Annotated in this window: 22 protein-coding genes; 12 read left to right on the forward strand and 10 right to left on the reverse strand. The window is 61.7% G+C overall.

All coding sequences use genetic code 11. From position 1 onward, the window contains the following. Positions 1-11 precede the first annotated feature (11 nt). The 9 genes from QZ638_RS01560 to QZ638_RS01600 all read left to right on the forward strand — a co-directional run bounded on the left by QZ638_RS01560 (position 12) and on the right by QZ638_RS01600 (position 10,922). Complete coding sequence (locus tag QZ638_RS01560; RefSeq protein WP_295806062.1) at positions 12-1,169, forward strand: ABC transporter permease; 1,158 nt, start codon at positions 12-14, stop codon at positions 1,167-1,169. 23 nt (positions 1,170-1,192) lie between these two features. Beyond that, entirely contained in the window at positions 1,193-3,814 is a 2,622-nt protein-coding gene (locus QZ638_RS01565) for a dipeptide ABC transporter ATP-binding protein (protein ID WP_295806063.1), read from the forward strand. Positions 3,815-3,932: 118 nt separating this feature from the next. Further along, on the forward strand, positions 3,933-4,889 hold the full coding sequence (locus tag QZ638_RS01570) for a peptidase inhibitor family I36 protein (protein WP_295806065.1): 957 nt from the start codon (positions 3,933-3,935) through the stop codon (positions 4,887-4,889). A gap of 196 nt (positions 4,890-5,085) precedes the next feature. After that, a complete protein-coding gene (locus QZ638_RS01575) occupies positions 5,086-6,438 on the forward strand; it encodes an NAD(P)-dependent oxidoreductase (RefSeq protein ID WP_295806067.1) in 1,353 nt (450 codons plus the stop codon). A 13-nt stretch (positions 6,439-6,451) separates the two neighbouring features. Further along, positions 6,452-7,762, forward strand: coding sequence for an NAD-dependent dihydropyrimidine dehydrogenase subunit PreA (preA, locus tag QZ638_RS01580; protein WP_295806069.1), 1,311 nt, complete (start codon positions 6,452-6,454; stop codon positions 7,760-7,762). 692 nt (positions 7,763-8,454) lie between these two features. Beyond that, on the forward strand, positions 8,455-8,952 hold the full coding sequence (locus tag QZ638_RS01585; protein ID WP_295806071.1) for an Rrf2 family transcriptional regulator: 498 nt from the start codon (positions 8,455-8,457) through the stop codon (positions 8,950-8,952). Positions 8,953-8,983: 31 nt separating this feature from the next. Then, the gene (locus QZ638_RS01590; RefSeq protein ID WP_295806073.1) at positions 8,984-9,451 is read left to right on the forward strand and encodes a carboxymuconolactone decarboxylase family protein; all 468 of its coding nucleotides are present in this window, start codon (positions 8,984-8,986) and stop codon (positions 9,449-9,451) included. A 59-nt stretch (positions 9,452-9,510) separates the two neighbouring features. Continuing rightward, on the forward strand, positions 9,511-9,885 hold the full coding sequence (locus QZ638_RS01595; RefSeq protein WP_295806076.1) for a DoxX family protein: 375 nt from the start codon (positions 9,511-9,513) through the stop codon (positions 9,883-9,885). Positions 9,886-9,977: 92 nt separating this feature from the next. Beyond that, on the forward strand, positions 9,978-10,922 hold the full coding sequence (locus QZ638_RS01600; RefSeq protein WP_295806079.1) for a DMT family transporter: 945 nt from the start codon (positions 9,978-9,980) through the stop codon (positions 10,920-10,922). Here the strand turns inward: QZ638_RS01600 and QZ638_RS01605 are convergent, their stop codons facing one another. The 4 genes from QZ638_RS01605 to paaI are packed head-to-tail and all read right to left on the reverse strand — an operon-like array spanning position 10,923 to position 14,245. Next, complete coding sequence (locus QZ638_RS01605) at positions 10,923-11,798, reverse strand: PaaX family transcriptional regulator C-terminal domain-containing protein (protein WP_295806080.1); 876 nt, start codon at positions 11,796-11,798, stop codon at positions 10,923-10,925. It abuts the gene before it with no gap. A gap of 40 nt (positions 11,799-11,838) precedes the next feature. Next, positions 11,839-12,435 (reverse strand): TetR/AcrR family transcriptional regulator, encoded by a 597-nt coding sequence (locus QZ638_RS01610; protein ID WP_295806082.1) that lies wholly within the window; start codon positions 12,433-12,435, stop codon positions 11,839-11,841. 43 nt (positions 12,436-12,478) lie between these two features. Next, a complete protein-coding gene (paaK, locus tag QZ638_RS01615; protein WP_295806083.1) occupies positions 12,479-13,789 on the reverse strand; it encodes a phenylacetate--CoA ligase PaaK in 1,311 nt (436 codons plus the stop codon). An 18-nt stretch (positions 13,790-13,807) separates the two neighbouring features. Beyond that, positions 13,808-14,245, reverse strand: coding sequence for a hydroxyphenylacetyl-CoA thioesterase PaaI (paaI, locus tag QZ638_RS01620; protein ID WP_295806116.1), 438 nt, complete (start codon positions 14,243-14,245; stop codon positions 13,808-13,810). Positions 14,246-14,360: 115 nt separating this feature from the next. Here paaI and QZ638_RS01625 point away from each other — a divergent pair, with 115 nt between their 5' ends. Both QZ638_RS01625 and paaZ read left to right on the forward strand, forming a co-directional pair. Next, positions 14,361-15,599, forward strand: coding sequence for a cytochrome P450 (locus QZ638_RS01625; RefSeq protein WP_295806084.1), 1,239 nt, complete (start codon positions 14,361-14,363; stop codon positions 15,597-15,599). An 18-nt stretch (positions 15,600-15,617) separates the two neighbouring features. Then, positions 15,618-17,648 (forward strand): phenylacetic acid degradation bifunctional protein PaaZ, encoded by a 2,031-nt coding sequence (gene paaZ, locus QZ638_RS01630; protein WP_295806085.1) that lies wholly within the window; start codon positions 15,618-15,620, stop codon positions 17,646-17,648. Positions 17,649-17,741: 93 nt separating this feature from the next. Here the strand turns inward: paaZ and QZ638_RS01635 are convergent, their stop codons facing one another. Genes QZ638_RS01635 through pobA form a run of 5 tightly spaced genes read right to left on the reverse strand, consistent with a single transcriptional unit; the run spans position 17,742 to position 21,793 of the window. Then, positions 17,742-18,806, reverse strand: coding sequence for a 3-carboxy-cis,cis-muconate cycloisomerase (locus QZ638_RS01635; RefSeq protein ID WP_295806090.1), 1,065 nt, complete (start codon positions 18,804-18,806; stop codon positions 17,742-17,744). Positions 18,807-18,852: 46 nt separating this feature from the next. Continuing rightward, positions 18,853-19,467, reverse strand: coding sequence for a protocatechuate 3,4-dioxygenase subunit alpha (pcaG, locus tag QZ638_RS01640; protein ID WP_295806092.1), 615 nt, complete (start codon positions 19,465-19,467; stop codon positions 18,853-18,855). After that, positions 19,467-20,207, reverse strand: a complete 741-nt coding sequence (gene pcaH / locus QZ638_RS01645) for a protocatechuate 3,4-dioxygenase subunit beta (RefSeq protein WP_295806095.1) — start codon at positions 20,205-20,207, stop codon at positions 19,467-19,469. The genes pcaG and pcaH overlap by 1 nt, the downstream gene beginning before the upstream one ends. After that, positions 20,204-20,602, reverse strand: a complete 399-nt coding sequence (gene pcaC, locus QZ638_RS01650) for a 4-carboxymuconolactone decarboxylase (RefSeq protein WP_295806096.1) — start codon at positions 20,600-20,602, stop codon at positions 20,204-20,206. The genes pcaH and pcaC overlap by 4 nt, the downstream gene beginning before the upstream one ends. A gap of 18 nt (positions 20,603-20,620) precedes the next feature. Continuing rightward, positions 20,621-21,793 carry a 4-hydroxybenzoate 3-monooxygenase gene (pobA, locus tag QZ638_RS01655; RefSeq protein WP_295806098.1) on the reverse strand — a complete coding sequence of 391 codons (1,173 nt, stop codon included), beginning with the start codon at positions 21,791-21,793 and terminating at the stop codon, positions 20,621-20,623. A gap of 111 nt (positions 21,794-21,904) precedes the next feature. Here pobA and QZ638_RS01660 point away from each other — a divergent pair, with 111 nt between their 5' ends. After that, complete coding sequence (locus QZ638_RS01660) at positions 21,905-22,789, forward strand: helix-turn-helix domain-containing protein (protein ID WP_295806100.1); 885 nt, start codon at positions 21,905-21,907, stop codon at positions 22,787-22,789. A gap of 71 nt (positions 22,790-22,860) precedes the next feature. On the opposite strand, the gene QZ638_RS01665 is transcribed toward QZ638_RS01660, so the two are convergent. After that, the gene (locus QZ638_RS01665; RefSeq protein ID WP_295806102.1) at positions 22,861-23,844 is read right to left on the reverse strand and encodes an ABC transporter substrate-binding protein; all 984 of its coding nucleotides are present in this window, start codon (positions 23,842-23,844) and stop codon (positions 22,861-22,863) included. Position 23,845: the final 1 nt, after the last annotated feature.

Below are 23,845 nucleotides of genomic sequence, written 5' to 3' on the forward strand. Positions count from 1 at the left end.
GAGGACACGCGATGCAAGTGGATTATATCGGAACCTTCGGCATCATCCTCGGTGTTCTTGCGCGCTTCTGGCCGGTCTGGGTGGCGCTCGTGATCATTCTCTTCTTCAGTTTGCGCTTCCGCAAGCAACTGGGGCTCTACGGACACCTGTTCGATACCGGCGTCGGAGTCGCCGGTGTGATGATCTGTTGTTTTTGGCTGTTTACGGCCATCTTCGCGGGCACGGTCGCCCCCTTCGATCCGCTGGCGCAGTTCCCCATCATGAAAAATGTCGTGCCAGGCGCCCTGGAACCGGAGACGGGACAGGCATTCCTTTTCGGTGGCGATCGGCTTGCGCGCGACGTCTTTTCGCGCATGGTCTTTGGCAGTCAGATTGTGCTCATCATCGCTCCTGCTGCCACACTGTTCGCGCTGATGGTCGGAACCACGCTCGGCCTGCCTGCCGGCTATTACGGCGGCCGCATAGACAGCTTCCTGTCGTTCCTCGCCAATCTGGTTCTGGCCTTCCCGGTCATCCTGCTGTTTTATCTTTTGGTCACGCCGGGCATTCGTGAGACGCCGATTCCGCAATGGATGGCGGGCACTTTCTTCATCTTCCCGATCGTGTTTTTCGTGACGCTGTTCTGGACGCGCTACCGCAGCCGTCCGCAATTGCTGGCGATACAACTGGCGCTGACGCTTCTGATCGGGGGCTGGGTTTATGTCGGGCTGGTGTTCAATGCCGATCCGCTCGGCATCATCTCGATCAGTTCGAACCAGCTCAACATCTTCGTGGCGGTGGTGTTCGCCTCTTCACCCGGCGTTTTCCGCATAGTGCGCGGACTGGTGATGGACATCAAGACGCGGGACTATGTGGCGGCCGCCCAAACACGCGGCGAAAGCCCTTGGTACATCATGCTTTGGGAAGTTCTGCCCAACGCGCGCGGGCCGCTCATCGTCGATGTGTGTCTGCGCATCGGCTACACGACGATCCTGCTTGGCACGCTCGGCTATTTCGGCCTTGGTCTGGCGCCGGAAAGCCCCGACTGGGGTACGGGTATCAAGGAATCAAGCCGCCTTCTGCGCGCTTATGTGCATCCGGCGCTGCCACCGGTCTTTGCGCTCATGTCCTTTGTGCTGGGGCTGAATCTGCTTGCCGACGCATTGCGTGAGCAATCGCTGAAGGATTGAGGATAAACACTGAGAGCGACGCCATGAACGAAGCCATCAGCATCACGCGAGCCGGGAAGGCGGGCAAGCCGATCCTCGAAATCGAGAACTTGTCCATCTCGTTCTTCACGCGCGCCGGCGAGATCCCGGCTGTAATGGACTTTTCCTGCGAGGTCATGCCCGGCGAGGCTATGGGCATTGTCGGTGAATCCGGTTGCGGCAAATCGACGGTCTCTTTGGGGATCATGCGGGACCTTTCCAATGTCGGGCAGATCGTTGGGGGGCGTATCCGGTTCAAGGGCCGCGACATGGCCGACATGAGCGAGGAAGAACTGCGTCAGGTTCGCGGCAACGAAATCGCGATGATTTATCAGGAGCCGATGGCGAGCTTGAACCCGGCCATGAAGGTCGGCAGGCAACTCATGGAAGTGCCGCTGATCCACGACAAGGTATCCAAGGAAGAGGCCTGGAATCGGGCACTGGAGATGGTGCGCGCGGTGCGTCTACCGGACCCTGAGCGGATGATGCGTTCTTTCCCGCATCAGCTGTCCGGAGGCCAGCAGCAGCGCATCGTGATCGCCATGGCGCTTCTGTCCAAACCGGCATTGTTGCTGCTCGACGAACCGACGACCGCCCTGGATGTGACGGTCGAGGCCGGCATCGTCGAACTGGTCAAGGGACTGGGCAAGGAGTACGGCACGTCGATGATCTTCGTGTCGCACAATCTCGGGCTGATCCTGGAAACCTGCGACCGGGTTACCGTGATGTATTCCGGCGAGGCGGTGGAGACTGGCAGGGTCGAGGATGTATTCGACCGCATGCGCCATCCCTATACACAAGGACTTTTCCGCTCCATACCGCTGCCCGGCGCCGACAAGAACGCTCGCCCGCTGATCGCCATTCCCGGTCAGTTGCCGTTGCCGCACGAACGGCCGAAGGGCTGCAATTTCGGCCCGCGTTGTCAGCATTTCAAAGCGGGATTGTGCGATTCAGGCGAGGTGCCGATGCTGCCGATCAAGGGCCATAAGCGGCACCATTCGCGCTGCCTGCGCTTCGACGAGATTGACTGGAACGCCCTGCCGGAAGGCGCGCTCGACGAGAAGGAACCGATCGAGCCCGGCGCGCCGATGCTGAAGATCGACAATCTCAAAAAATACTACCACGTTGCCGCGAACAGCATTTTCGGCGGCGGCGATACCAAGACAGTGAAGGCCAACGAGCAGATCAGCTTCGAGGCGCGCGAATCCGAAACGGTCGCCATCGTCGGCGAATCCGGTTGTGGCAAGTCGACGCTCGCCAAAGTTCTACTGGGATTGGAGACGGCGACGGACGGTGAAGTGGTGCTGGGAAACGAGCCGATCCAGGCGACGCCGGTGGAAGAACGCGACACGGGGACGGTTGCTGGCGTTCAGATGGTGTTCCAGAACCCGTTCGACACGCTCAATCCGAGCCATTCCGTCGGTTCGCAGATCGTTCGCACGCTGGAGAAGTTCAACATCGGACGCACGCTGGCCGACCGCAAGCAGCGCATGCTGGAACTTCTCGATCTGGTGAAATTGCCGCGCGCCTTCGCGGAGCGTATGCCGCGTCAGCTTTCCGGCGGTCAGAAACAGCGCATCGGCGTGGCCCGCGCTTTTGCAGGCAACGCCAAGGTCGTGGTGGCCGACGAGCCCGTTTCCGCGCTCGATGTCTCCGTGCAGGCGGCGGTGACCGAGCTGCTGATGGACATCCAGCGCAAGAACAAGACCACCATGCTGTTCATCAGCCACGATCTATCCGTCGTGCGCTACCTGGCCGACCGCGTGGTGGTCATGTATCTCGGGCATATTGTCGAACAGGGCACGACCGACCAGATTTTCGCGCCGCCTTATCATCCCTATACAGAGGCGCTTCTTTCGGCGATCCCGATTGCCGACACGTCGGTACGCAAGAAGCACATTGTTCTGGAAGGGGATATTCCCTCGGCGATGAATCCGCCATCCGGCTGCCCGTTCCAGACGCGTTGTCGCTACAAGGACCAGGTGCCGGGCGGCAAGTGCGAACGCGAAGTTCCGCCTTTGAAAGATCTGGGCGACGGTCATTTCAGCCTGTGTTGGCTGGATGACGCGGCGCTCGAAACGATGGAGCCGGTGATCAGTTTCGACGAGCCGGCCAAAAAAAATGACGAGCCTGCTCGGAAGAAAGGCAAGGCGAAGGCAGCGAGCCGGAAGGAACGCGCCAAGGGCGATATCCGTCCCGTTGCCGGTCGCCGCAAGTCCGTAAGGGCAGCGGCGGCTGGACGCTCAGCGGTGCCTGGCAGCTCGTCGCCCAAGCGTGTCCTGGGAGAAGCCGGAGCGGGACGCCAGGCCGCGTCCACGCGCGTGAAACCGGCAACCGCGAGAAAATCGGCTGGCATCCAGCCTGCAGGCATGCGTAAACCCGGGAAACCCGACGACCTTAAGCTGATTTCGGGAGTCGGCCCCAAGCTTGAAGAGCGTCTCAACGATCTCGGCATCTACACATATGCGCAGATCGCCGCCTGGAAGAAAGCGGAGCGCCAGTGGGTGGACGCGCATCTGCGTTTCAAGGGACGCATCGAACGTGACGACTGGGTGAAACAGGCCAAGGCGCTCGCCAGGGGTGGCTTCGAAGAATACGTCCGCGTGTTCGGCAAGAAACCGCGCTGAGCCGGCCCGCCGCAGCGACACGATCTTCGCGGAGGCGTTCAGGGCGATCGATGTCTGGATATCGTGCTGTTTTTGAATCACTTTGCGCTGACTGAAAGGTCTGTGAAAGGAGATTCGCATGCCGTCCCGGGTTCTTCGTTTCCTCGTTCTGGCGCTTGTCGCTTCCCTTGGCGTTGGCATTTCGCCACCGGCAAGGGCGCAGCAACGCGTCCAGGCCGTTGTGACGACCAATCTCGACATGCATCAGGGACCGGGCACGGATTACCGCGCCGTCCTCACGATACCGCGCGGTGCGCGGGTGGGGATCCTGCGCTGCACGGACCGCTATGAATGGTGCGAGGTGGGATATGCGGCGCGGTCGGGCTGGGTATCGGCGCGCCATCTGCGCGACACGCGCCGGCGATTTCAGGACCGCCCGGTCTCCGATATCGGTGCGGCGCTGGGGATCGAACTGTTCGACTTCGTGTTGCGTGAGCTGGATGAAGGCCGCAGCGAGGATGAAGGGTTCGACGACGACCGTTTCGAAGGGGTCCGCCGGCCTACGCCGCGCAATGTCTGTTTCTACGATCGGCCGGACTATCGGGGCCGTCCCTTCTGTGCGGGCATTGGCGACGATGCACGGGCGATTGCCGACCGCTGGGATGGCCGGGTGGCATCCATTCGGGTCGGCAAACGCACTTCGCTCGAAATCTGCTCGCGGCGAAACCATCGCGGCCGCTGTGACCTGTTGACGCGCGATGTGCGCCTCCTGCGTGGTCGCAGCGCGGTGGCTTCCTACCGAGTTCATCGCCGGCGCGCCGGCGATGAGGACGATTTCGAACGCATCCGCCGCGCCTGTTTCTATGAACACAGCGAGTTCCGCGGCGCACGGCTCTGCTTCGATGCCGGCGACGGTGCAGCGCGGTTGCCGCGCCAGTGGTACGATCGCATCTCCTCGATAAAGGTGGAGGGGGGTGCGGAGGCGCGCATTTGCGGTCGACGCAATTTCGGCGGCCGGTGCGAAACGATCACGCGCGATCTTCGCAGATTGCGCGGCTATTTCGACGATGCGATCGGTTCTATCGAGGTCTACTGACAGCGGTTTCCCTTCTCCAACGTCGCGAGCGCCGGCTGTCTGGTCGGCGTTGTCGTTTGAATGCCGGTTACTCGTAAATATGAGTTTTAAAATCATCTTTTAATTCAATGAGATGTGCGCAGTTTGGAAATTTGACCGATTGATAAAAAAATGAAACTGCGTTAGCCTGTTCCCAATAATATAAGGGGAATACGGAATGGCTGATGGTCTCTACGCGGACGGCATCGCCGCCGGCCGCCTTTCCGATAAGGATTACGAAAAGAACTTCGCCGACCTGCATCCGCCGCTCGATCGCCATGAAGCGGCCGTTGAAGCGGATCGCTGTTACTTCTGCTACGACGCGCCGTGCACAACGGCGTGCCCGACATCGATAGACATCCCCATGTTCATCCGGCAGATCGCGACGGACAATCCGTTGGGCTCGGCCAAGACGATCTTCGATCAGAACATCCTGGGTGGCATGTGCGCCCGTGTCTGCCCCACGGAGACGCTTTGCGAAGAGGCCTGCGTACGCGAGGAGGCGGAGGGCAAGCCGGTTCAGATCGGCAGGCTTCAGCGTTATGCCACCGACGCGGCCATGCAGGCCGACGCGCAATTCTATGAGCGTGCGGCTCCCACCGGCAAACGTATCGCCATTGTCGGGGCCGGGCCTGCGGGACTGGCCTGCGCGCACCGTCTGGCCGTGCACGGCCACGATGTGACCGTTTTCGAGGCGCGGCCCAAGCCTGGCGGACTGAACGAATTCGGCATCGCCGCCTACAAGACCCCGGACGGCTTCGCCCAGGCCGAAGTGGACTATGTGACGGCCATCGGCGGTATCGTGCTCGAGCAAGGAAAGGCGCTGGGGCGGGATTTCTCGCTCGGTGACCTGACCCGCGACCATGACGCCGTCTTTCTCGGCATGGGGCTTGCCGGCGTCAATGCGCTCGGTGCGCGTGGCGAGGAAGCCGAGGGCGTCGAGAGTGCCGTCGATTACATTGCCCATCTGCGTCAGGCAAAGGATCTCGCGACCCTGCCGGTCGGTCGGCGCGTCGTCGTCATTGGCGGTGGCATGACCGCCATCGATGCCGCAGTTCAGGCACGGCTTCTGGGCGCGGAAGAGGTCACGATCTGCTACCGGCGCGGCCAGGAACACATGAACGCGTCGGAGTTCGAGCAGGATCTGGCGGCCTCGAAGGGTGTCATCATCCGGCACTGGTTACAGCCTGTGCGCATCGTCGCCGAAAACGGCACGGTGAGCGGGATCGAGCTTGAATACACGGCGCTGAAGGACGGCAGGCTTTCAGGCACGGGTGAGACGTTGACCCTGCGCGCCGATCAGGTCTTCAAGGCGATCGGTCAGTCGTTCGAGGCGGGCGTGCTCAATGGCAGCACCGCGTCGGTTGCGCTGGAGGGACGCCGCATCAAGGTGGATGCGGAAGGACGCACCTCCATGCCGAAGGTCTGGGCCGGAGGCGACTGCATCGCCGGCGGTGACGATCTCACCGTCTCGGCGGTCGCGCAGGGGCGCGACGCGGCCGAGAGCATTCATCGCGCATTGGCCGGCTGAGGAGCGGAAAACCATGGCAGACATTCGCAGCAATTTCGTTGGTATCAAGTCTCCCAATCCCTTCTGGCTTGCATCCGCACCGCCCACGGACAAGGCTTACAATGTCGAGCGCGCCTTCAAGGCGGGCTGGGGCGGCGTCGTGTGGAAAACACTCGGCGAAGAGGGACCGCCCGTCGTCAATGTCAACGGGCCGCGTTATGGCGCGATCTGGGGCGCGGACCGCCGGCTTCTGGGCTTGAACAACATCGAATTGATCACCGACCGCGATCTCTATCTGAATCTGCGGGAGATCAAGCAGGTCAAGAAGAACTGGCCGGACCGGGCGCTCATCGTCTCGCTCATGGTGCCCTGCGAGGAGGCGGCATGGAAGGCGATCCTGCCGTTGGTCGAGGAGACCGAAGCCGATGGTATCGAGCTCAATTTCGGCTGCCCGCATGGCATGAGCGAGCGCGGTATGGGGTCGGCCGTCGGCCAGGTGCCCGAGTATGTCGAGATGGTTGTGCGTTGGTGCAAGCAGACCACGCGCATGCCGGTCATCACCAAGCTGACACCGAACATCACCGATGTGCGCAAGCCCGCGCGCGCGGCGCATGCCGGCGGTACGGATGCGGTCTCGCTCATCAACACGATCAATTCGATTACGGCGGTCGATCTCGACAGTTTCGCGCCCGAGCCGACCATCGACGGCAAGGGGTCGCATGGCGGCTATTGCGGTCCGGCGGTGAAGCCGATCGCGCTCAACATGGTTGCCGAAATCGCCCGCGATCCGGCGCTTGCCGGCCTGCCGATCTCCGGCATCGGCGGCGTCACCACCTGGCGCGACGCGGCCGAGTTTTTGGCGCTGGGCGCTGGCACCGTACAGGTATGCACTGCCGCCATGACCTACGGTTTCAAGATCGTCGAGGAAATGGTCGAGGGGCTGGAAAACTGGATGGACGCCAAAGGGCTTGCGTCGTTGGACGAGGTGGTAGGCCGGGCGACGCCCAATGTGACCGATTGGCAGTATCTGAACCTCAACTATGTCACAAAGGCTCGCATCGATCAGGATCAGTGCATTAAGTGCGGGCGTTGCCATATTGCCTGCGAGGACACCTCGCATCAGGCGATCACCGCCATGGTCGACGGCAAGCGCCATTTCGAAGTGATCGAGGAAGAATGCGTCGGCTGCAATCTTTGCGTCAATGTCTGTCCGGTCGAAGGCTGCATAGACATGGTGCCGCTGGCTGCCGGAGCGCTCGACAAGCGCACGGGCGAAAAGGTCGAGCCGGTCTATGCCAACTGGACGACGCACCCGAACAACCCGTCCAAGGTGGCAGCCGAATAGATGTAGAGAGCGGCGGCGCAGTGCCGCCGTTCCCGATCTCGCCCACCCTGAGACCGTCTGTCGGGTGAGGATCACCCCGTCATTCTTCTTCAGCAATCGTTTCAGGCGCTCGGGATAGTCGTCGCATGACGGATTTGCACACCCGCTGGACGTCGGGCGAGGCACTGGCCCCATATCTGCCTACCGCGTAAACCATCGGATACACCGGAGCCGGCGATCTCGTCGAAGACATCGAAATTGCGGAAGGCGGGCGGTCTGCCGCTGATAGCCTGGTACGAAGCGCTTTGGGGACTGGGGAAAGCGGGTGAGGCGGGGCTGCATCCGTTCGAGCTGGAAAGGGCGATGCTGTTCGAGCAGTACAAGCTTTTGCGACCGGTGGAACGGTTGGTGAATATAGATTTGCTGGAACGCTGCGCATGTTCCCGGGACGGTTGGGGACAGGCTTTGTTCATCAACAGAAGGGGCAAGGACGTGCGAGCGCATGTCGTCCGTTTGAGGTGAGGCCGAAACCGTTGGTGGCCGGCTCGGTCGCGATGAGGCCCGGATCCTCAGGGATCCAATGCGAAAACTCGATTATCTTAACCGGCCGACTTCCTGCCATGGTCCTGTCAGGATGAGTCAGAAGCCATTCTCACTCCTATTGTAGTTATAAAATATCCAGGATATTAAATATCCATGATTAGGAGAGCGAAATGAAACTCAGTGAAGGCGTCGAAGCGGCGATCCATTGCGCTACACTGCTTGCACAGTTGGAAGAGGGGCGGACCATGCCTGCCAGCGCGCTTGCCGAGTATCACGGCCTCTCGCCCAGCTATCTGCTGAAGCATCTGAAGACGCTGGCGGCGGCGGGCATTCTGGAATCCGTTTCCGGACCGCATGGCGGTTATCGTCTCGCGCGTTCTGCCGAGGCGGTCACCTTGCTTGACGTGGTGCTCGCCATCGAGGGGCCGAAGCCGGCGTTTCGCTGCGCTGAAATTCGCCAGCGCGGACCGGGTGCGCTGGAACCGCAGGCCTACGCGCAGCCATGTGGCATCAACATTGCCATGCTGCGCGCCGAACAGGCCTATCGCGCCGAACTGCGCAAAACGCGGCTCTCGGATGTGATCTCCAATTACGAAGCGACCGCCGACCCCCGATCGATCGCGTTCGGTTGTGCCTTTGTGGACCGCAACCAGCGTCCGCAAGGCTGAACTTATCCTCCCGCAATGAAAGGAAATGACCGTGAAGGAACGTCTGAACTACATGAAAACCGACCCGAAGCTGCTCGGTGCCGTGCTGAACCTCAAGAAGGCGGTGGACGAATCCGGCCTGGATCGCGGGCTCACCCATCTGGTGAATCTGCGCGCCTCGCAGATCAATGGGTGCGGTTACTGCGTCGATATGCACACCCGCGAAGCCCGGCGGGATGGCGAGAGCGAACAGCGCGTGCATCTGGTGTCGGCTTGGCGGGAATCGCCGCTTTATACGGACCGTGAGCGTGCGGCTTTCACCTGGACTGAACGCCTGACGAAGATCTCCGATGGCCCCGTCGAGGATGCCCTCTATGCGCATATGTTGGAGCATTTCTCCGAGGAGGAACTGGTAAAGCTGTCGGTGCTTATCGGTCTGATCAATGTCTGGAACCGGGTGGTGATCCCGTTCCGCTCGGTTCATCCAATCGTCGGCGACCAGGAAATCGCCGCCGCCTGATCCTTACAAGCACAACCACCCCGCCCGAAAGGGGCGGGGCAAGCGTGAAAGAAAACCCCATGTTCAATTCCGATATCCTGTTTTTGCCGTTTTTGGGAAGCTTGCTCCTGGGGGGTGCGTTCGTGTTCGCCGGACTGCGCAACCTCGGCAACATTCCGTTTCTGACAGGTGTTCTTGCGGGCCGCGGCGTGCCTCTGGCGCGGGCCGCGCTTTTTGCCGGGATCGCGCTCCAGTGCGTGGCGGGCACGTTGCTGATCGCGGGCATCTACCCTGCCTATGCGGCGGCTGGGTTGATCGTCTTTCTCGTCATTGCAACCTTGATCTTTCACAATTTCTGGGATCATGACGGACCTGATCGGGTCGCACGCATCAATGGTGTCGTTTCCAACGTCGCACTCGCCGGCGGATTTCTCCTGATCATTGCCAATAGCTGATCCACGATCCGACTTTTTGCCGAACAGCCGGGAAATCGGTTCCGATTTCCCGGCCGTTCCTTTAGGCAGGGAGACAAGAGCGGGAGGGCGCATTGACGGAAACCGTGGATACGAAGATGGCGCGGCGCGATGCGCACCGAAAAAGCGCCACGGGAGCACAAAAAAAGCTCGGGCACCTCGCCATGCTCGGCTTTGCCATACTGGTGGCCGGATCCTTCTCTCTGGGTTCGCTCGCGGCGCCGCATATCGGGCCTGTCGCGCTTAATGCCGCCCGTTTCCTGATCGGCATTCTCTTCATGGGTTTGGTGGTGCGTTTCGTGCTTCGCCAGCAGCTTCCCTTGCCCAAGGCGCCATGGCGCTTTCTGGTGCTGGGCGGCCTGATGGCGTTCTACTTTGTCACCATGTTTGTGGCGCTTGGCATGACAAGCCCGGTTTCCACCGGCGCGGTCTTCACGTTGATGCCTCTGTTGAGCGCATTTTTCGGTTTTCTCTTCCTCCGGCAGGTGCCGCGCGGGCTTGTGGTTCCAAGTCTCGTTCTGGCCGGGCTCGGCTCCGTGTGGGTTATTTTCGATGGCGATCTCGAGGCGATGCGCCGCTTCGATATGGGCGAAGGCGAGCTGATCTTTTTTGCCGGTGTCGTGGGACACGCGGCCTACGCCTCGCTTGTGCGGCTCTACAATCGCGGCGAGCCGGTTATTGCCTTCACTTTCTGGACGCTTTTGGCGACCGGTCTGCTCATCGGCGTTTACGGTGTGGGCGAGATCGCCGCGACGGACTGGCTTTCCCTTCCTTCGGTCACCTGGATCGCGATCTTTTATCTGGCGATCTTCACGACCGCCGGCACCTTCTTCCTGCTTCAGTTCGCGGCCCTGCGGCTACCGGCCTCCAAGGTGCTTGCGTACAATTATCTAACGCCGACGCTGATCATCGTGTTCGAAGGCCTGCTCGGCCATGGATGGGCGAGCTTTTCCGTCATGGCCGGGGCGGTGGTGACCATTCTCGGACTTGTCATTCTGGCGCTATCGCCTGAGGGTTGATCAGGCACCGAAACGGTGCTTGAAGGCGTCTGCGTCGATGAGTGGTGGCAACCCCGTCCCGTCGAGCCATGCTTCGCTCGGCCCGCTCAGACTGGCATAGATACCGCCCACCAGCTTGCGCGCATGCTCGCCGGGCCAGTCCTGAGGAAGAAGTGCGATTGGCAGGCCGGGGTCGCGCAGCACGATGCGTCGCCAGTCATGGATGAGCAGCGTGCGCGCCGCCATGGCGTCGATGGGGGTGGGCAGGGGCGTGCTGGCAAGCTGTGCGGCCAGCGGCGCATAATCGGCGATCAGCCCCGCATAGGCGTTGGCGATCTCGTCCGAGGGCCACAGGCTTCGCAACATCTGCGGATGTTCGGCACTGGAGCCGTGGATTATGAGCGTATCGGCAAGCGTGGCGTCGTAATTCGGCTCAAGGGTGCGAGGCAGGAGATACACGCCTTCAGCGATCTTGAGGAACCCGCTGTCCTTCAAAGCTTCGTCATGAGCGCGATGGCCGCCGGGCGGTGCGATGGCGACTGTCCAGGAACCATCCCAGCCAGGCGCACCGGCCGCATAGATACGTCGCGTCGCGAGATCGAAGGCATGCTGGCCGTGCTTGTCGAGGGAGAAGAACGAGTTTCGTCCGCGCCGCTCACGCACCACCCAGCCGTCGCTGGCAAGCCGCGACATGGCAGTGCGCAGCGCGCCGGCCTCGATGCCGAGCCGTGCCATCACGTCCTGAAGGCTCGCAAGCGGTGCCTCGCCGCCACGGGGCACGATGGCGTCGCCGAAAAGGGTGATGACCAGCGACCAGACCCTGAGTCGGCCGCGTCGGTGCAGACGGTCGATCAGCTCGGAAAGGGTCGTTTCGACAGGTTCTGTTGGCGCATCCATCTTTCCCAAATGCCACGGGATCGCAGAACGGGCAAGATTGTCAGGAGATCTCCTTCACACCGCTCACAAGCAGATGGGTCGCGAGTTTTGCATAGTCGTGCCGTGAGATACCGCGATCCTCCCGAAACCACATGTAGAACCAGTTAAGCATGCCGAACAGGCTCATTGTGACCGGTTTCAGAAGGGGCCTGTTGTCGAACGCGCTCGGATTCACCTGCCTTACAGCCTCGGCGAAGGTCGCCACCAGACGCCGCTCCAGCGCTTTCAACTCTTCCTGTTGCGCATCAGGCAGGAGTTGCAGACCGGAAAGCTGGACGCGGTGTTCGTTGTCGGCATCGCGGTAGGCTTCAAGCAGGGCGGTGACCAGCCCTTCGAGGCGATCCCGGGGTGCAGCCTCCCGGCAGTCCGCCTCTTCCACCGCCTCCACCAGGTCCTGAAGATGCGTTTCGATAATGTCGAAAAGCAGCGCTTCCTTGGAGGCATAGTAGTGATAGAGGAGAGCCTTAGAGACACCCAATTCGGTCGCAAGCTGGTTCATCGAGGCGCGGTCGTAGCCGTCGCGCGCAAAAATGCGCGCCGCGCCATGCAATATGGCGTCGCGCTTATCGTCGTAGTCCTTGGCGCGGGTGCGGGCCATCAGCAGCTCTCATAGGGCGGGTACGCATGCATGTCCGGACCGCTCACTGTTTGGCCCGTTTGTCGACGATGCGCACCGCCTTGCCCTGGCTACGGGCCACGCTGCCGGGATCGGCCGCGTGGACACGTACCGTCACGCCGACCACATCCTTGATGCGCTCGCCGAGTTGATGGCAGGCGGCAAGCCGCACGTCGTCGCCGGCTTCAAGCGAAGCCATTTCCACGTGGATCGTCATGGCATCCATGCGGCCTTCCTGCGTGAGTTCGATTTGGAAATGCGGCGCAAGGCCCTTCACCGTGAGGATCTGTTCCTCGATCTGGGTCGGGAAGACGTTCACTCCGCGCAGGATCATCATGTCGTCCGAGCGGCCGGTGATCTTTTCCATACGGCGCATGGACCGTGCCGTGCCGGGAAGGAGGCGCGTCAGGTCGCGGGTGCGGTAGCGCACGATGGGGAAGGCTTCCTTGGTCAGTGAGGTGAAAACGAGTTCGCCCAGTTCACCGTCCGGTAGAACGTCGCCCGTCTCCGGGTCTATGATCTCCGGATAAAAATGGTCTTCCCATATGTGCAGCCCGTCCTTGGTCTCCACGCATTCGTTCGCCACGCCCGGCCCCATCACCTCCGACAGGCCATATATATCGACCGCATGCATGTCGAATGCGTCTTCGATTTCGGCGCGCATGGCGTTGGTCCAGGGCTCTGCGCCGAATATGCCCACCTGAAGCGGGCTTTTCCGCGGGTCGAGACCCTGCGCCCGGTATTCATCCAGGATCGACAGCATGTAGGAGGGGGTGACCATGATGGCTTGCGCCTGAAAATCCTCGATCAGCGTGACCTGGCGCGCTGTCATCCCGCCGGAGGCCGGCACAACCGTTGCGCCCAACCGTTCCGCACCGTAATGCGCGCCAAGCCCGCCAGTGAAGAGCCCGTAACCATAGGCCACATGCACGACATCACCGGGGCGTGTGCCGGATGCGCGGATGGAGCGCGCCATCACTTCGGCCCAGGTGTCGATGTCCTTTGCGGTATAGCCCACCACGGTCGGCTTGCCGGTGGTGCCGGACGAGGCGTGAATGCGCACCACTTTCTCGCGCGGCACGGCAAACATGCCGAAGGGATAATTGTCGCGGAGATCCGTCTTCACGGTGAAGGGGAATTTCGAGAGATCGGAGAGCTGTTTCAGATCGTCGGGATGGACGCCAGCGGCGTCAAAACTCTTCCTGTAGTGCGGCACGTTCTCATAGGCATGGTTCAGCGACCATTTGAGGCGCACCAGCTGCAGGGCCTGGATTTCATCGCGTGAAGCGATTTCAATGGGATCCAGTTCTTCTTTTCTTGGGGTCAGGTCTTTCATGTCTCTCTCCCGAAGCTCTCAGGCCTCCACCTCGAAATGCGTTCCGCTGATCACGCGGGAATTGCCTCGGAATTCCGCGATGCGCTTGCCCTCCTGGTTTTCAACCCGCACGTCATAGATGCCCGAGCGCCCGAACCGCGCCACCTCGCGCGCGACCGCCGTCAGTCGGTCACCAAGTGCGCCGGGCGCGATGAAGGTGATGGAATTGTGCTGTGCGACAGCGATTTGGTTATAGGAGTTGCAGGCAAAGGCGAAAGCGGAATCCGCCAGCGTGAAGATGTAGCCCCCATGGCAGATGTCGTGCCCGTTGGTGTGATGCTTCTCCACCGTCATGGACAGCGTGGCGCCGCCGGGTGCCACGGCATCGAGGCTGCATCCTAGCCATTTAGAGGCGTCGTCGCGCGCCCACATGGCTTCTGCGCTGCGCTCGGCGATCTCCTGTGGAGACAGTTGCATTTGTGACATTTAGGCTCCTCCCGAGACCGTCCACGAAAGCAGACTTGCATAAACCGACCGGTCGGTCAATAATACTGTTGTGAGGAGGCGGTGCGACCGCTTCCGGGAGGAGAGCATGACCAAAACGGCAGACAACGCTGCGGCGAATGGCGAGAAACTGGCGGAGCGTTTCGAATTGACGGCGCTGCCGTCAGGCTTCGTGGACGATCCGTTTCCGACCTATCACGCGCTACTGGAGCACGCGCCCCTCAAGCGTTTTGCCGACGGCTCCGTCATGCTGTCGCGCTATGAGGATCTCGATCGCATTTACCGCGACACCAAAACCTTCTCGTCGGACAAGAAGGCCGAGTTCCTGCCGAAATTCGGCGACACACCGCTCTATGAGCATCACACGACCAGCCTTGTCTTCAACGATCCGCCACTCCACACGCGGGTGCGCAAGATCATGATGGGCGCGCTCACGCCGCGCGCGCTGGCAGCACTCGAGCCGGGCCTGATCACGTTGGTCGATGGCCTGCTCGACCGCATGGAAGAAAAGGGTGAGGTCGATCTGATCGAGGATTTCGCCGCCGCGATCCCCGTCGAAGTCATCGGTAACCTGTTCGACATCCCTCACGAGGAACGCGAGCCGCTGCGCGACTGGTCGCTCGCCATTCTCGGTGCGCTGGAGCCGGTCCTCACCGACGAACAACAGCAATGGGGCAATACCTCCGTCACCGATTTCAAGGCCTATCTCAAGGCGATCGCCGACGATCGGCGCCGCAATCCCGGCGACCCGGCGACCGACGTTTTGACCCGACTCATCAACGGCAATGAGGGGGAAGAGCTCTCCGAGGTCGAGCTTTTGCAGAACTGCATTTTCATCCTCAACGCCGGGCACGAGACCACGACAAACCTGATCGGCAACGCGCTCTATGAGCTTGCACAATGGCCGCAGGAGAAGGCGCGGCTCGAGGCCGATCCGGACCTGATCGGGACGGCCGTGGACGAATTCCTGCGCTTCCAGAGCCCCAACCAGCTTGGCAACCGCATGGCGGTGGAGCCGGTGGAGTTTTACGGAGAAACCGTGGATCCGGGCACGCCGATCCATCTGTGCATCGGTGCCGCCAACCGCGATCCGCGCCAGTTCGCGGATCCGGACAGGCTCGATCTCGGGCGCAAGCCCAACAAGCATCTGGCCTTTGCGGGCGGTCCCCATCTTTGCGCGGGCTTTTCGCTTGCGCGAATGGAGGGACGCATCGGCATTTCGCATTTTCTCAAACGTTTCCCCGACTATCGGCTGACCGGAGAGCCGGAGCGTACCGGACGCGTGCGCTTTCGCGGCTTTTCCCGGCTGCCGGCGCGGGTGCGCTGACCAGTAAAGGAGTGTTCCATGAGCGTGATGCGGCTTGAAAGCTATGCGGCAGGGGCGTGGGTTGCGCCTTCCGGCGATCTCAAACCTCTGCGGAGTGCGGTCACCGGTGATGTCGTCGCCGAACTCGGTTCGCAGAAGCTGGACTTCGCCCGTATGGCAGACCATGCTTGCCAGGTGGGCGGGCCGGCGCTACGCGCGATGACGTTCTACGACCGTGCCTTCGCCATCAAGGCGCTGGCGCAATATCTGAACGACCGCCGCGACGCGCTCTACGAGCTTTCCTACGAGACCGGCGCGACCAAGCCTGACTCGATGATCGACATCGATGGCGGCATCGGCACGCTGTTCGTTTATTCGTCCAAGGCGAGGCGCGAGCTGCCCGACGATCAGGTCTATGTGGATGGCGCGCTGGAGCAGCTTTCCCGTTCCGGGAACTTCGTCGGCCAGCATGTGGCGACGCCGCTTCAGGGCGTGGCCGTCCACATCAACGCCTTCAACTTTCCCGTCTGGGGCATGCTTGAAAAACTGGCGCCGACGCTGATTGCCGGTGTTCCGGCCATCGTCAAGCCAGCGTCCTCGACCGCGTGGCTCGCCGAAGCCTGTTTCCGCATGATCGTGGAATCCGGCCTGTTCCCGGAAGGCGCGGTGCAGTTCATCGCCGGCTCCACCGGAGATCTGCTCGACCGTCTGACCGGTCAGGACGTGGTGTCCTTCACCGGCTCCGCTTCCACAGCCTCCATGTTGCGCGCCAACCCGAAGATCATCGGCAATTCCGTGCGCTTCGTGGCCGAGCAGGATTCGCTCAACGCCTCGGTGCTTGGGCCGGATGCAGCGCCCGGAACGCCTGAATTCGATGCCTTCATCAAGGAAGTGCATCGCGAGATGACGGCCAAGGCCGGCCAGAAATGCACCGCCGTGCGCCGCATTTTCGTGCCCGACGCGCACCGCAATGCGGTCACCGAAGCGCTGGTCGCGCGGCTTGAGAAGACCGTCGTCGGCAATCCCCGCAGCGAAGGCGTGCGGATGGGCGCGCTCGCAAGCCTCGCCCAGCGCGACGATGTGCTTGAGAAGGCCGGCATTCTCGCCACCGAGGCCCGTCGCGTGTTCGGCGATCCGGATGCCTTCTCGGTCACCGATGCCGATGCCGACGCGGGCGCCTTCGTGCCGCCCATGCTGTTTTCCTGCGACGATCCCGATGGCGCCCGGAAGCTGCATTCCGTCGAGGCGTTCGGCCCGGTTTCCACCATCATGCCGTACCGGGATCTCGGCCATGCGCTGAAACTCGCCAATCGCGGCGACGGCTCGCTCGTCGCCTCGGTCTTCACGCAGGATCCGGCGGTCGCCCGGCAGGCGGTTCTGGAGGCGGGCGCATTCCATGGCCGGCTTTACTTCGCCAACCGCGACACCGGCAAGGAGGCGACCGGCCACGGTTCGCCGTTGCCGCACATGGTGCATGGCGGTCCGGGTCGCGCGGGCGGCGGCGAGGAGCTTGGCGGTGTGCGTGGCGTGATGCATTACATGCAGCGCACCGCGATCCAGGCGAGCCCCGACCTGATCGCCGGCATCACAAACCGCTATGTGGCGGGCGCGTCGACCGAAGAGAAAGAGCCGCATCCCTTCCGCCTGACCTTTGGCGAACTGGAGCCCGGCCGCACGCTCTGGGCCGGTCCGCGCGCGGTGACGCTGGCGGACATCGAACATTTCGCCGAATTCACCGGCGACACCTTCTACGCGCATATGGACGAGGAGGCGGCTGCCGCCAATCCGTTCTTCCCCGGCCGCGTCGCGCACGGCTATCTCATCCTGTCCTTTGCGGCGGGCATGTTCGTCGAGCCGGCCCCCGGCCCGGTGCTTGCCAATTACGGCCTCGACAATCTGCGCTTCATGAAGCCGGTTTCCCCCGGCGACACGCTGAAAGTGCGCCTCACGGTGAAGCAGAAGACGCGCCGCAAGGACGAGTATGGCGAAGTGCGCTGGGATGTCGGCGTCTATAATCAGGAAGGCGAGCAGGTTGCCGCCTACGAACTCCTGACGATGAACGCCATGTAGCTTCCGAGGCGAGGCGCTTTGACGGCATGGAGCCGGCCCCTCATCCTCCTGCCGGGGAGAGGGTAAGGGTGAGGGACGAGCGCTCGCGCTGTGCTATGTTTTCAGAGGCCTGAACGTCAGCCCGTCGATAAGCTCTGCGCTTTTAAGCGTTGCCGCGCCCGTTGCCACGATCATTTGCGGAAGGAGCATCCATTCCAGCGTCCACGCCGCTCCGGAGCGCTCGTTTTCGTGCACCAGCGCCTGATGCATGCCCCCTACAAGCGTCGCGTTGAAACGCGCGAACGTCACCAGTGCTTCGGCGGCGACCGGGTTCTTCTTGTGTGGCATGGCAGAAGAGCCGCCACCCGTCGCCAGTTCGATCTCGCCGAGCTCGCTCTGCGCCCCGAGTGCGATATCCTGGCCCATCTTGCCGAGGCTTCCTGTGATTTGCGAGAGGGCAGCGGCGAATGCAGCGATCCCGTCGCGTTCGCTGTGACGCGGGTGACCGGGCAGTGCGAGATTGAGACTTGCGGCAAGTCGTTCGGCCACGGCATCGCCCTTGTCGCCAAGCTTGTCGAGCGTACCGGCGGCACCTGCGAAATGCAGCACCGCGATGCCGTCCAGCGCCACTTCGAGCCTTTTTGCACCGCGCGAGAGAGGTTCGTGCCATGAGCGGATCTTGCGGGCGGCCGGCACGGGAACGGCGGCCTGCATGCGCGTGTGCGCCATGACCTCGATTTGCCCTTCCCGTGTTTCCAGCGATTTCAGTGTTTTGACGAGTTCGGCCAGTCGTTGGGACAAAATTGACACAGCGTCACGCACCCGCAGCGCAAAACCCGTGTCGATCACATCCTGGCTCGTCGCGCCGAAGTGTAGGTGTGGTCGCGCGATTTGGGGAAGGGCAGCGCGCATTTGTGCAACGAGCGCAGGGACCGCCACGCCGTCCCGGGCCGCTCCGGCCTTCAAGCCGGCGATCTCGGGGCCGAAGGCGTTGGCCAATGCGGCGATTTCCTTCGCCGCATTATGCGGGATCACGCCTTCCTGCGCTTCCGCCATCGCAAGTTCTGCCTCGAAGCGCATCATTGCGTCGATTTCCGCGCGCGCCGAAAAGTGTTGCGCCAGCGCCTCGTCGCCGAGAAGGCCCGACAGAATGGGATGGTCGAAGACGGAAATGGTCATGTGGGTTGCGTCCCGGATTGGCGTCCAACGGACCGACTATGCCCGATCAGATGTCGAAAAACACCGTTTCCTTATCGCCTTGCAGGTGAATGTCGAAGACATAGGCCCCGCCGTCGCGGCGGGCGATCAGGGTGGAGACGCGGTTCTGATGTTCGAGGCGGGTGAGAACCGGATCTTCCGCATTGGCTGTCTCCTCGTCGCTGAAATACATGCGTGTCGCCAACCCCAGATTGATGCCGCGGGCGACGATCCAGAGGCTGATATGTGGCGCCATCATGCGCCCGTCGGGGAAAGGCACGCGTCCGGGCTTGATCGTCTCGAAAACGATCTCGCCCGTGTCCATCTCCGAGGGGTACCGGCCCCACCCCTGAAAATTCGGGTCGGCCGTGCCACGCGTTTCGGAGGGCGAATTGTAGAGACCCTCCGCATCCGCCTGCCAGCTTTCCACGAGTGCGTCTTTCAATGGAGTGCCGGCTCCATCGACGATGCGCATCTTCACCGTGATGCGTTCGCCCTTGGTCTTTTCGTTCACCGGCTGTGCGCCGAGATCGTGCGGATAAACGCCCTCGATACCGCCGAAATTTGGTGTCAGACCGATATGCACATAGGGGCCTGCGGTTTGCGAGGCGCTTTCCTTCAACCGTCTGAGTTCCTGAACCATCAGTTTCCCTCCATGCGGTTTTCGAACAGCGTCGAATGACGGCCGCGCAGCACGATGTCGAATTTATAGGCGCGTGCGTCCATCGGCACGGTGGCCTGCATGTCGAGTGCGGCGATAAGGCCTTCGATGGCGCGGCGCTCGGGGATGGTGGCGACGATAGGGCACTGCCAGATCATCGGATCGCCGTCGAAATACATCTGGGTGATGAGACGCTGGACGAAGCCGTGGCCGAATAGGGAAAAGTGAATGTGGGCCGGACGCCAGTCATTGATGCCGTTGGGCCAAGGATAGGCGCCGGGCATGATGGTACGAAAGAAATAGTTGCCGTTGGCGTCGGTGATCGTGCGTCCGCAGCCGCCGAAATTGGGATCGAGTGGCGCCAGGTAGCCATCCTTTTTGTGGCGGTAGCGACCACCGGCATTGGCCTGCCAGAATTCCAGCAGCACGTTGGAAACGCCGGCACCGCGTTCGTCCAAGACGCGACCATAGACGATGATGCGCGGGCCGATGGCGCTTTCGCCGGGTTTTGCAAAGTTCAAAGTCAAATCGTTGTCGCGTTCGCCGAGGATATGATGCCCGAAAACGGGCCCCGTCGTCTCGGAGAGCGTGTGCGGAAACGATACCGGCGCGCGCTGTGGAGAGCGCATGACGGAGGTTTTGTAGCCGGGCGTGAATGCGGGCGGTTGCCAGGTGCGGTCACGCTGAAAGAAGCCTCCGGTTTCAGGCCGAACGTTCCTCATACCTTGCTCCCTTCCATGTCGGCGAGGGTTTGCTTGACGATCTTTATCGCGTGATTGGCAGCCGGAACGCCGGCATAGATCGCCACGTGCAGCATGGCTTCGCGCAAGTCCTCGGCGCTGGCGCCCGTATTGGCGGTGGCTCGCACATGCATGGCCAGTTCCTCGTCCTGACCGAGTGCGGCCAGAAGCGCGATGGTCACCATGGAGCGTTCACGCGGTGTCCATTGAGAGCGCGACCAGACATGACCCCACGCGGCCTCCGTGATCAGCTCCTGAAACGGCGCGTCGAAGACGGTTTTCCGCGCTTCCGCTCCGTCGACCCAGTCGTCGCCGAGAATGGCGCGCCGGGTTTTCATGCCCTGCTCGTAGCGTTGGCTCTTCTTGTCGTTTGACATTGTCTTCTCCCTCGGGCCTTAAAGGGGCAGACCCACATAATTCTCGGCCAGCATGGTGAGTGCCGCCCGCGATTGGAACAGATAATCGAGTTCGGCGTGCTGTATTTTCTGGCCAAAGGCGCCCTGATCGGGGAAGCGATGCATGGTGCTCGTCATCCACCAGGAAAAGCGTTCCGCTTTCCACACACGTGCCAGGGCTTTTGCCGAATAGGCGTCGAGCCCGCTGGACTCGTTTTCAAGATAGTATTCCCGAAACGCATCAAAGAGATAGCGCACGTCGCTCGCAGCGAGATTCAAGCCCTTTGCGCCCGTGGGGGGCACGATATGGGCAGCATCACCGGCAAGGAAAAGCCGCCCGAACCGCATCGGCTCGGCGACGAAGGAGCGCAACGGTGCGATCGATTTTTCGATTGAAGGACCGGTGGTCATCGCTTCGGCGGTCTGTCGGGGCAAGCGGAGGCGGATCTCATCCCAGAAGCGTTCGTCCGACCATTTCTCGACGTTCTCGTCTGCCGCCACCTGGACATAATAGCGGCTGCGCGTGGTCGAGCGCATGGAGCACAGCGCAAAACCGCGTGGATGGTTGGCGTAGATCAACTCGCTGCCGACAGGCGGCACATCGGCGATAATGCCGAGCCAGCCAAACGGGTAGGTTCGCTCGAACGTTTCGATCGCGTTGTTTGGAACCGCTTGCCGCGAAACGCCATGAAATCCGTCGCAACCTGCGATGAAATCGCAGTCGATACGGTGGGTTTGCCCGTCTTTCTCGTAAGTGACCGAGGGGTTGGCTGCGTTGAAGTCGTGAGGCTGCACGTCTCGGGCTTCATAGACGGAGATTGCGCCAGAGGCCTCGCGCCCATCCATGAGATCGTGCGTCACCTCGGTCTGCCCGTAAACGAGAACGCGTTTGCCGCCTGTAAGGCCGCGCAGGTCGACACGGTGGCGACGATGGTCGAAGGCGAGGTCGAAGCCGTCATGCGGCAATCCTTCTTGCCGCATGCGCGCACCAACGCCGGCCTCGTCCAGCATTTGTGCTGTGCCTTCCTCCAGCACGCCGGCGCGGATGCGCGACAGGACATGCGTCTTCGACGACCGTTCCAAAATCACATTGTCGATGCCGGCATTGGTTAGGAGTTGCCCAAGCAAAAGCCCGGCCGGGCCCGAGCCGATGATGACGACCTGTGTCCGCACGCTGTTTTTTCCTCCCGTTCTTGAGACGAGAGTGGAAATTCGCAGACGATGCGGCAATGGACATTTTCTGCAAACAATTGCACATTTCAATCATCATCCAAGGGTAGTGCGATGCGCAGATCGATACCGAACTATCGGCTTTATGAAGAAAAATCAGGAGAATCTTCCGATTTCTGGCTTCATTGCGAAACGCTTTCCATTCGCAGCGCCCTGCACAATTGGCAAATTGCGGTTCATCGTCACTCCGCGCTCTTCCAGATGTTCTGGTTGACGCAGGGCGAGGGAAAGCTCGTCGGTGAGGGGCGCGGCGACCGGTCGTTTTCTGCCCCTTGTGCTCTGTTCATCCCTCCGGGGGCAGCGCACGGATTTCACTTTGCCGGGGACTCCGAAGGGATTGTCGCTACGGTGCTTGCCGATCGGCTTTCCCTGCCGATCGCCGCCGACAGGGCGTTTTCGGATTTCTTTTCCGAAACCCGCATCGTGCCGGTGGACGGTATCGGTACAGGTGAGGGGGCCTATATCGACCATCTGTTTCGCCGCATCTATGCGGAGAACGGCGGGGTTGGCATGGGGCGGGATCTAATGCTCGATGCCCATGTTATGGAAGTACTCGTCTGGCTGGCGCGAACCGCTGCGCCGGGACACGGTGTCGCCACGCGCGATAGCGGGCGCCTGCAGGCGCTCGAAACGCTGATCGCCGCGCATTTTCGCGAGCATCGTCCCGTCGGCTTCTATGCCGAGAGGATCGGTGTCTCCATGGCGCAGCTCAACCGTGTCGCACGGCAGGAGGCCGGAGCCAGCGTGTCACAATTGCTCGCTCGCCGCCTGCTCGATGCCGCGCGCCGCGATCTGATCTTCACGCCAACTCCGGTTCAGGCCATCGCATATTCGCTGGGCTTCCAGGATCCAGCCTATTTCAACCGCTTTTTTCGCCGCCAGACCGGCACCACGCCGGGTGCCTACCGGGAGACGGAGCGGCGCAGGCTCGTGGGATGAACTTGCTGGCGGCCCGGCCGTGCGTCGCCGGAAGGGGCAGAGGGCCCCCTTCCTGGCGATCCGACTGCGATTCACATCGCCTTTTCGGTGATGTCGTGAGTGAAGGCGCCCTCCGGTTCCTTGGTGATGACCGGATCGGAACCGCCTTGCAGCAGTGTGTCGACGGTCTGCTTGTAAGCCGTCTCGTCGAGCGTGGCGTCGTCGCCCAGAAGTTTGGCGATTTCACCCATCATGCGCGTCTGGTGCTTTTCGGTCTGGGCACCCGTCGCGTCGTTGTCGAGCACGATCATGGCCGCTTCGTCCGGATTGTCTCTCGCCCACATCCAGCCTTTCATGGAGGCTTTGACGAAGCGCGCCATCTTGTCCGCGAACTCCGGGTCGTTGAGCTTGTCTTCCAGCACATACAGCCCGTCTTCCAGCGTCGCCACGCCTTCGTCGGTGTAGTTGAAGACCACGATGTCGTCTTCGCTCAGGCCAGCGTCGATCACCTGCCAGTACTCATTGTAGGTCATGGCGGTAATGCAGTCGGCCTGCTTTTGCAGGAGCGGGTCGACATTGAAACCGATCTTCTGGATCGTCACGCCGTTTTCCGAGCCGTCGCGCGCCAACCCGAGCTTCGACAGCCAGCTATAAAGCGGATATTCGTTGCCGAAGAACCAGGTGCCCAGCGTCTTGCCCTTGAAGTCTTCGGGTTTTTCGATGCCGGTCTCCTTGCGGCAGACCATGGTAAGGCCCGAGCGTGCGAAGGGCTGGGCGATGTTGACCACCGGCACGCCCTTTTCACGCGCGGCGAGGGCTGACGGAAGCCAGTCCACCATCACGTCTGCGCCGCCGCCGGCCAGCACCTGAACGGGCGCGATGTCGGGACCGCCGGGCTTGATCTCGACGTTGAGGTCTTCTTCCTCGTAGAAACCCTGATCCTTGGCGACGTAGTAGCCGGCGAACTGCGCCTGCGTCACCCATTTGAGTTGCAGGGTTACATCGTCGGCTGCAAGAGCTTGCGAAGCGGCGAGCATCAGCGCGCCGGAAAATATGCCTGTGACTGCGTGTTTCATT

This window comes from uncultured Nitratireductor sp. (genome assembly GCF_913053745.1).
In the GTDB taxonomy this organism is placed as follows: Bacteria; Pseudomonadota; Alphaproteobacteria; order Rhizobiales; family Rhizobiaceae; genus Nitratireductor.

Coding starts and splice junctions, on each gene's coding strand:
- QZ638_RS01660 (WP_295806100.1), top strand. CDS start 21,905: ATGCGCAGATCGATACCGAACTATCGGCTTTATGAAGAAAAATCAGGA.
- QZ638_RS01635 (WP_295806090.1), bottom strand. CDS start 18,806: ATGACCATTTCCGTCTTCGACCATCCCATTCTGTCGGGCCTTCTCGGC.
- QZ638_RS01570 (WP_295806065.1), top strand. CDS start 3,933: ATGCCGTCCCGGGTTCTTCGTTTCCTCGTTCTGGCGCTTGTCGCTTCC.
- pcaH (WP_295806095.1), bottom strand. CDS start 20,207: ATGAGGAACGTTCGGCCTGAAACCGGAGGCTTCTTTCAGCGTGACCGC.
- QZ638_RS01610 (WP_295806082.1), bottom strand. CDS start 12,435: ATGGCCCGCACCCGCGCCAAGGACTACGACGATAAGCGCGACGCCATA.
- QZ638_RS01565 (WP_295806063.1), top strand. CDS start 1,193: ATGAACGAAGCCATCAGCATCACGCGAGCCGGGAAGGCGGGCAAGCCG.
- paaZ (WP_295806085.1), top strand. CDS start 15,618: ATGAGCGTGATGCGGCTTGAAAGCTATGCGGCAGGGGCGTGGGTTGCG.
- QZ638_RS01625 (WP_295806084.1), top strand. CDS start 14,361: ATGACCAAAACGGCAGACAACGCTGCGGCGAATGGCGAGAAACTGGCG.
- pcaG (WP_295806092.1), bottom strand. CDS start 19,467: ATGGTTCAGGAACTCAGACGGTTGAAGGAAAGCGCCTCGCAAACCGCA.
- QZ638_RS01585 (WP_295806071.1), top strand. CDS start 8,455: ATGAAACTCAGTGAAGGCGTCGAAGCGGCGATCCATTGCGCTACACTG.
- QZ638_RS01595 (WP_295806076.1), top strand. CDS start 9,511: ATGTTCAATTCCGATATCCTGTTTTTGCCGTTTTTGGGAAGCTTGCTC.
- QZ638_RS01605 (WP_295806080.1), bottom strand. CDS start 11,798: ATGGATGCGCCAACAGAACCTGTCGAAACGACCCTTTCCGAGCTGATC.
- paaK (WP_295806083.1), bottom strand. CDS start 13,789: ATGAAAGACCTGACCCCAAGAAAAGAAGAACTGGATCCCATTGAAATC.
- QZ638_RS01560 (WP_295806062.1), top strand. CDS start 12: ATGCAAGTGGATTATATCGGAACCTTCGGCATCATCCTCGGTGTTCTT.
- preA (WP_295806069.1), top strand. CDS start 6,452: ATGGCAGACATTCGCAGCAATTTCGTTGGTATCAAGTCTCCCAATCCC.
- QZ638_RS01575 (WP_295806067.1), top strand. CDS start 5,086: ATGGCTGATGGTCTCTACGCGGACGGCATCGCCGCCGGCCGCCTTTCC.
- QZ638_RS01665 (WP_295806102.1), bottom strand. CDS start 23,844: ATGAAACACGCAGTCACAGGCATATTTTCCGGCGCGCTGATGCTCGCC.
- paaI (WP_295806116.1), bottom strand. CDS start 14,245: ATGCAACTGTCTCCACAGGAGATCGCCGAGCGCAGCGCAGAAGCCATG.
- pcaC (WP_295806096.1), bottom strand. CDS start 20,602: ATGTCAAACGACAAGAAGAGCCAACGCTACGAGCAGGGCATGAAAACC.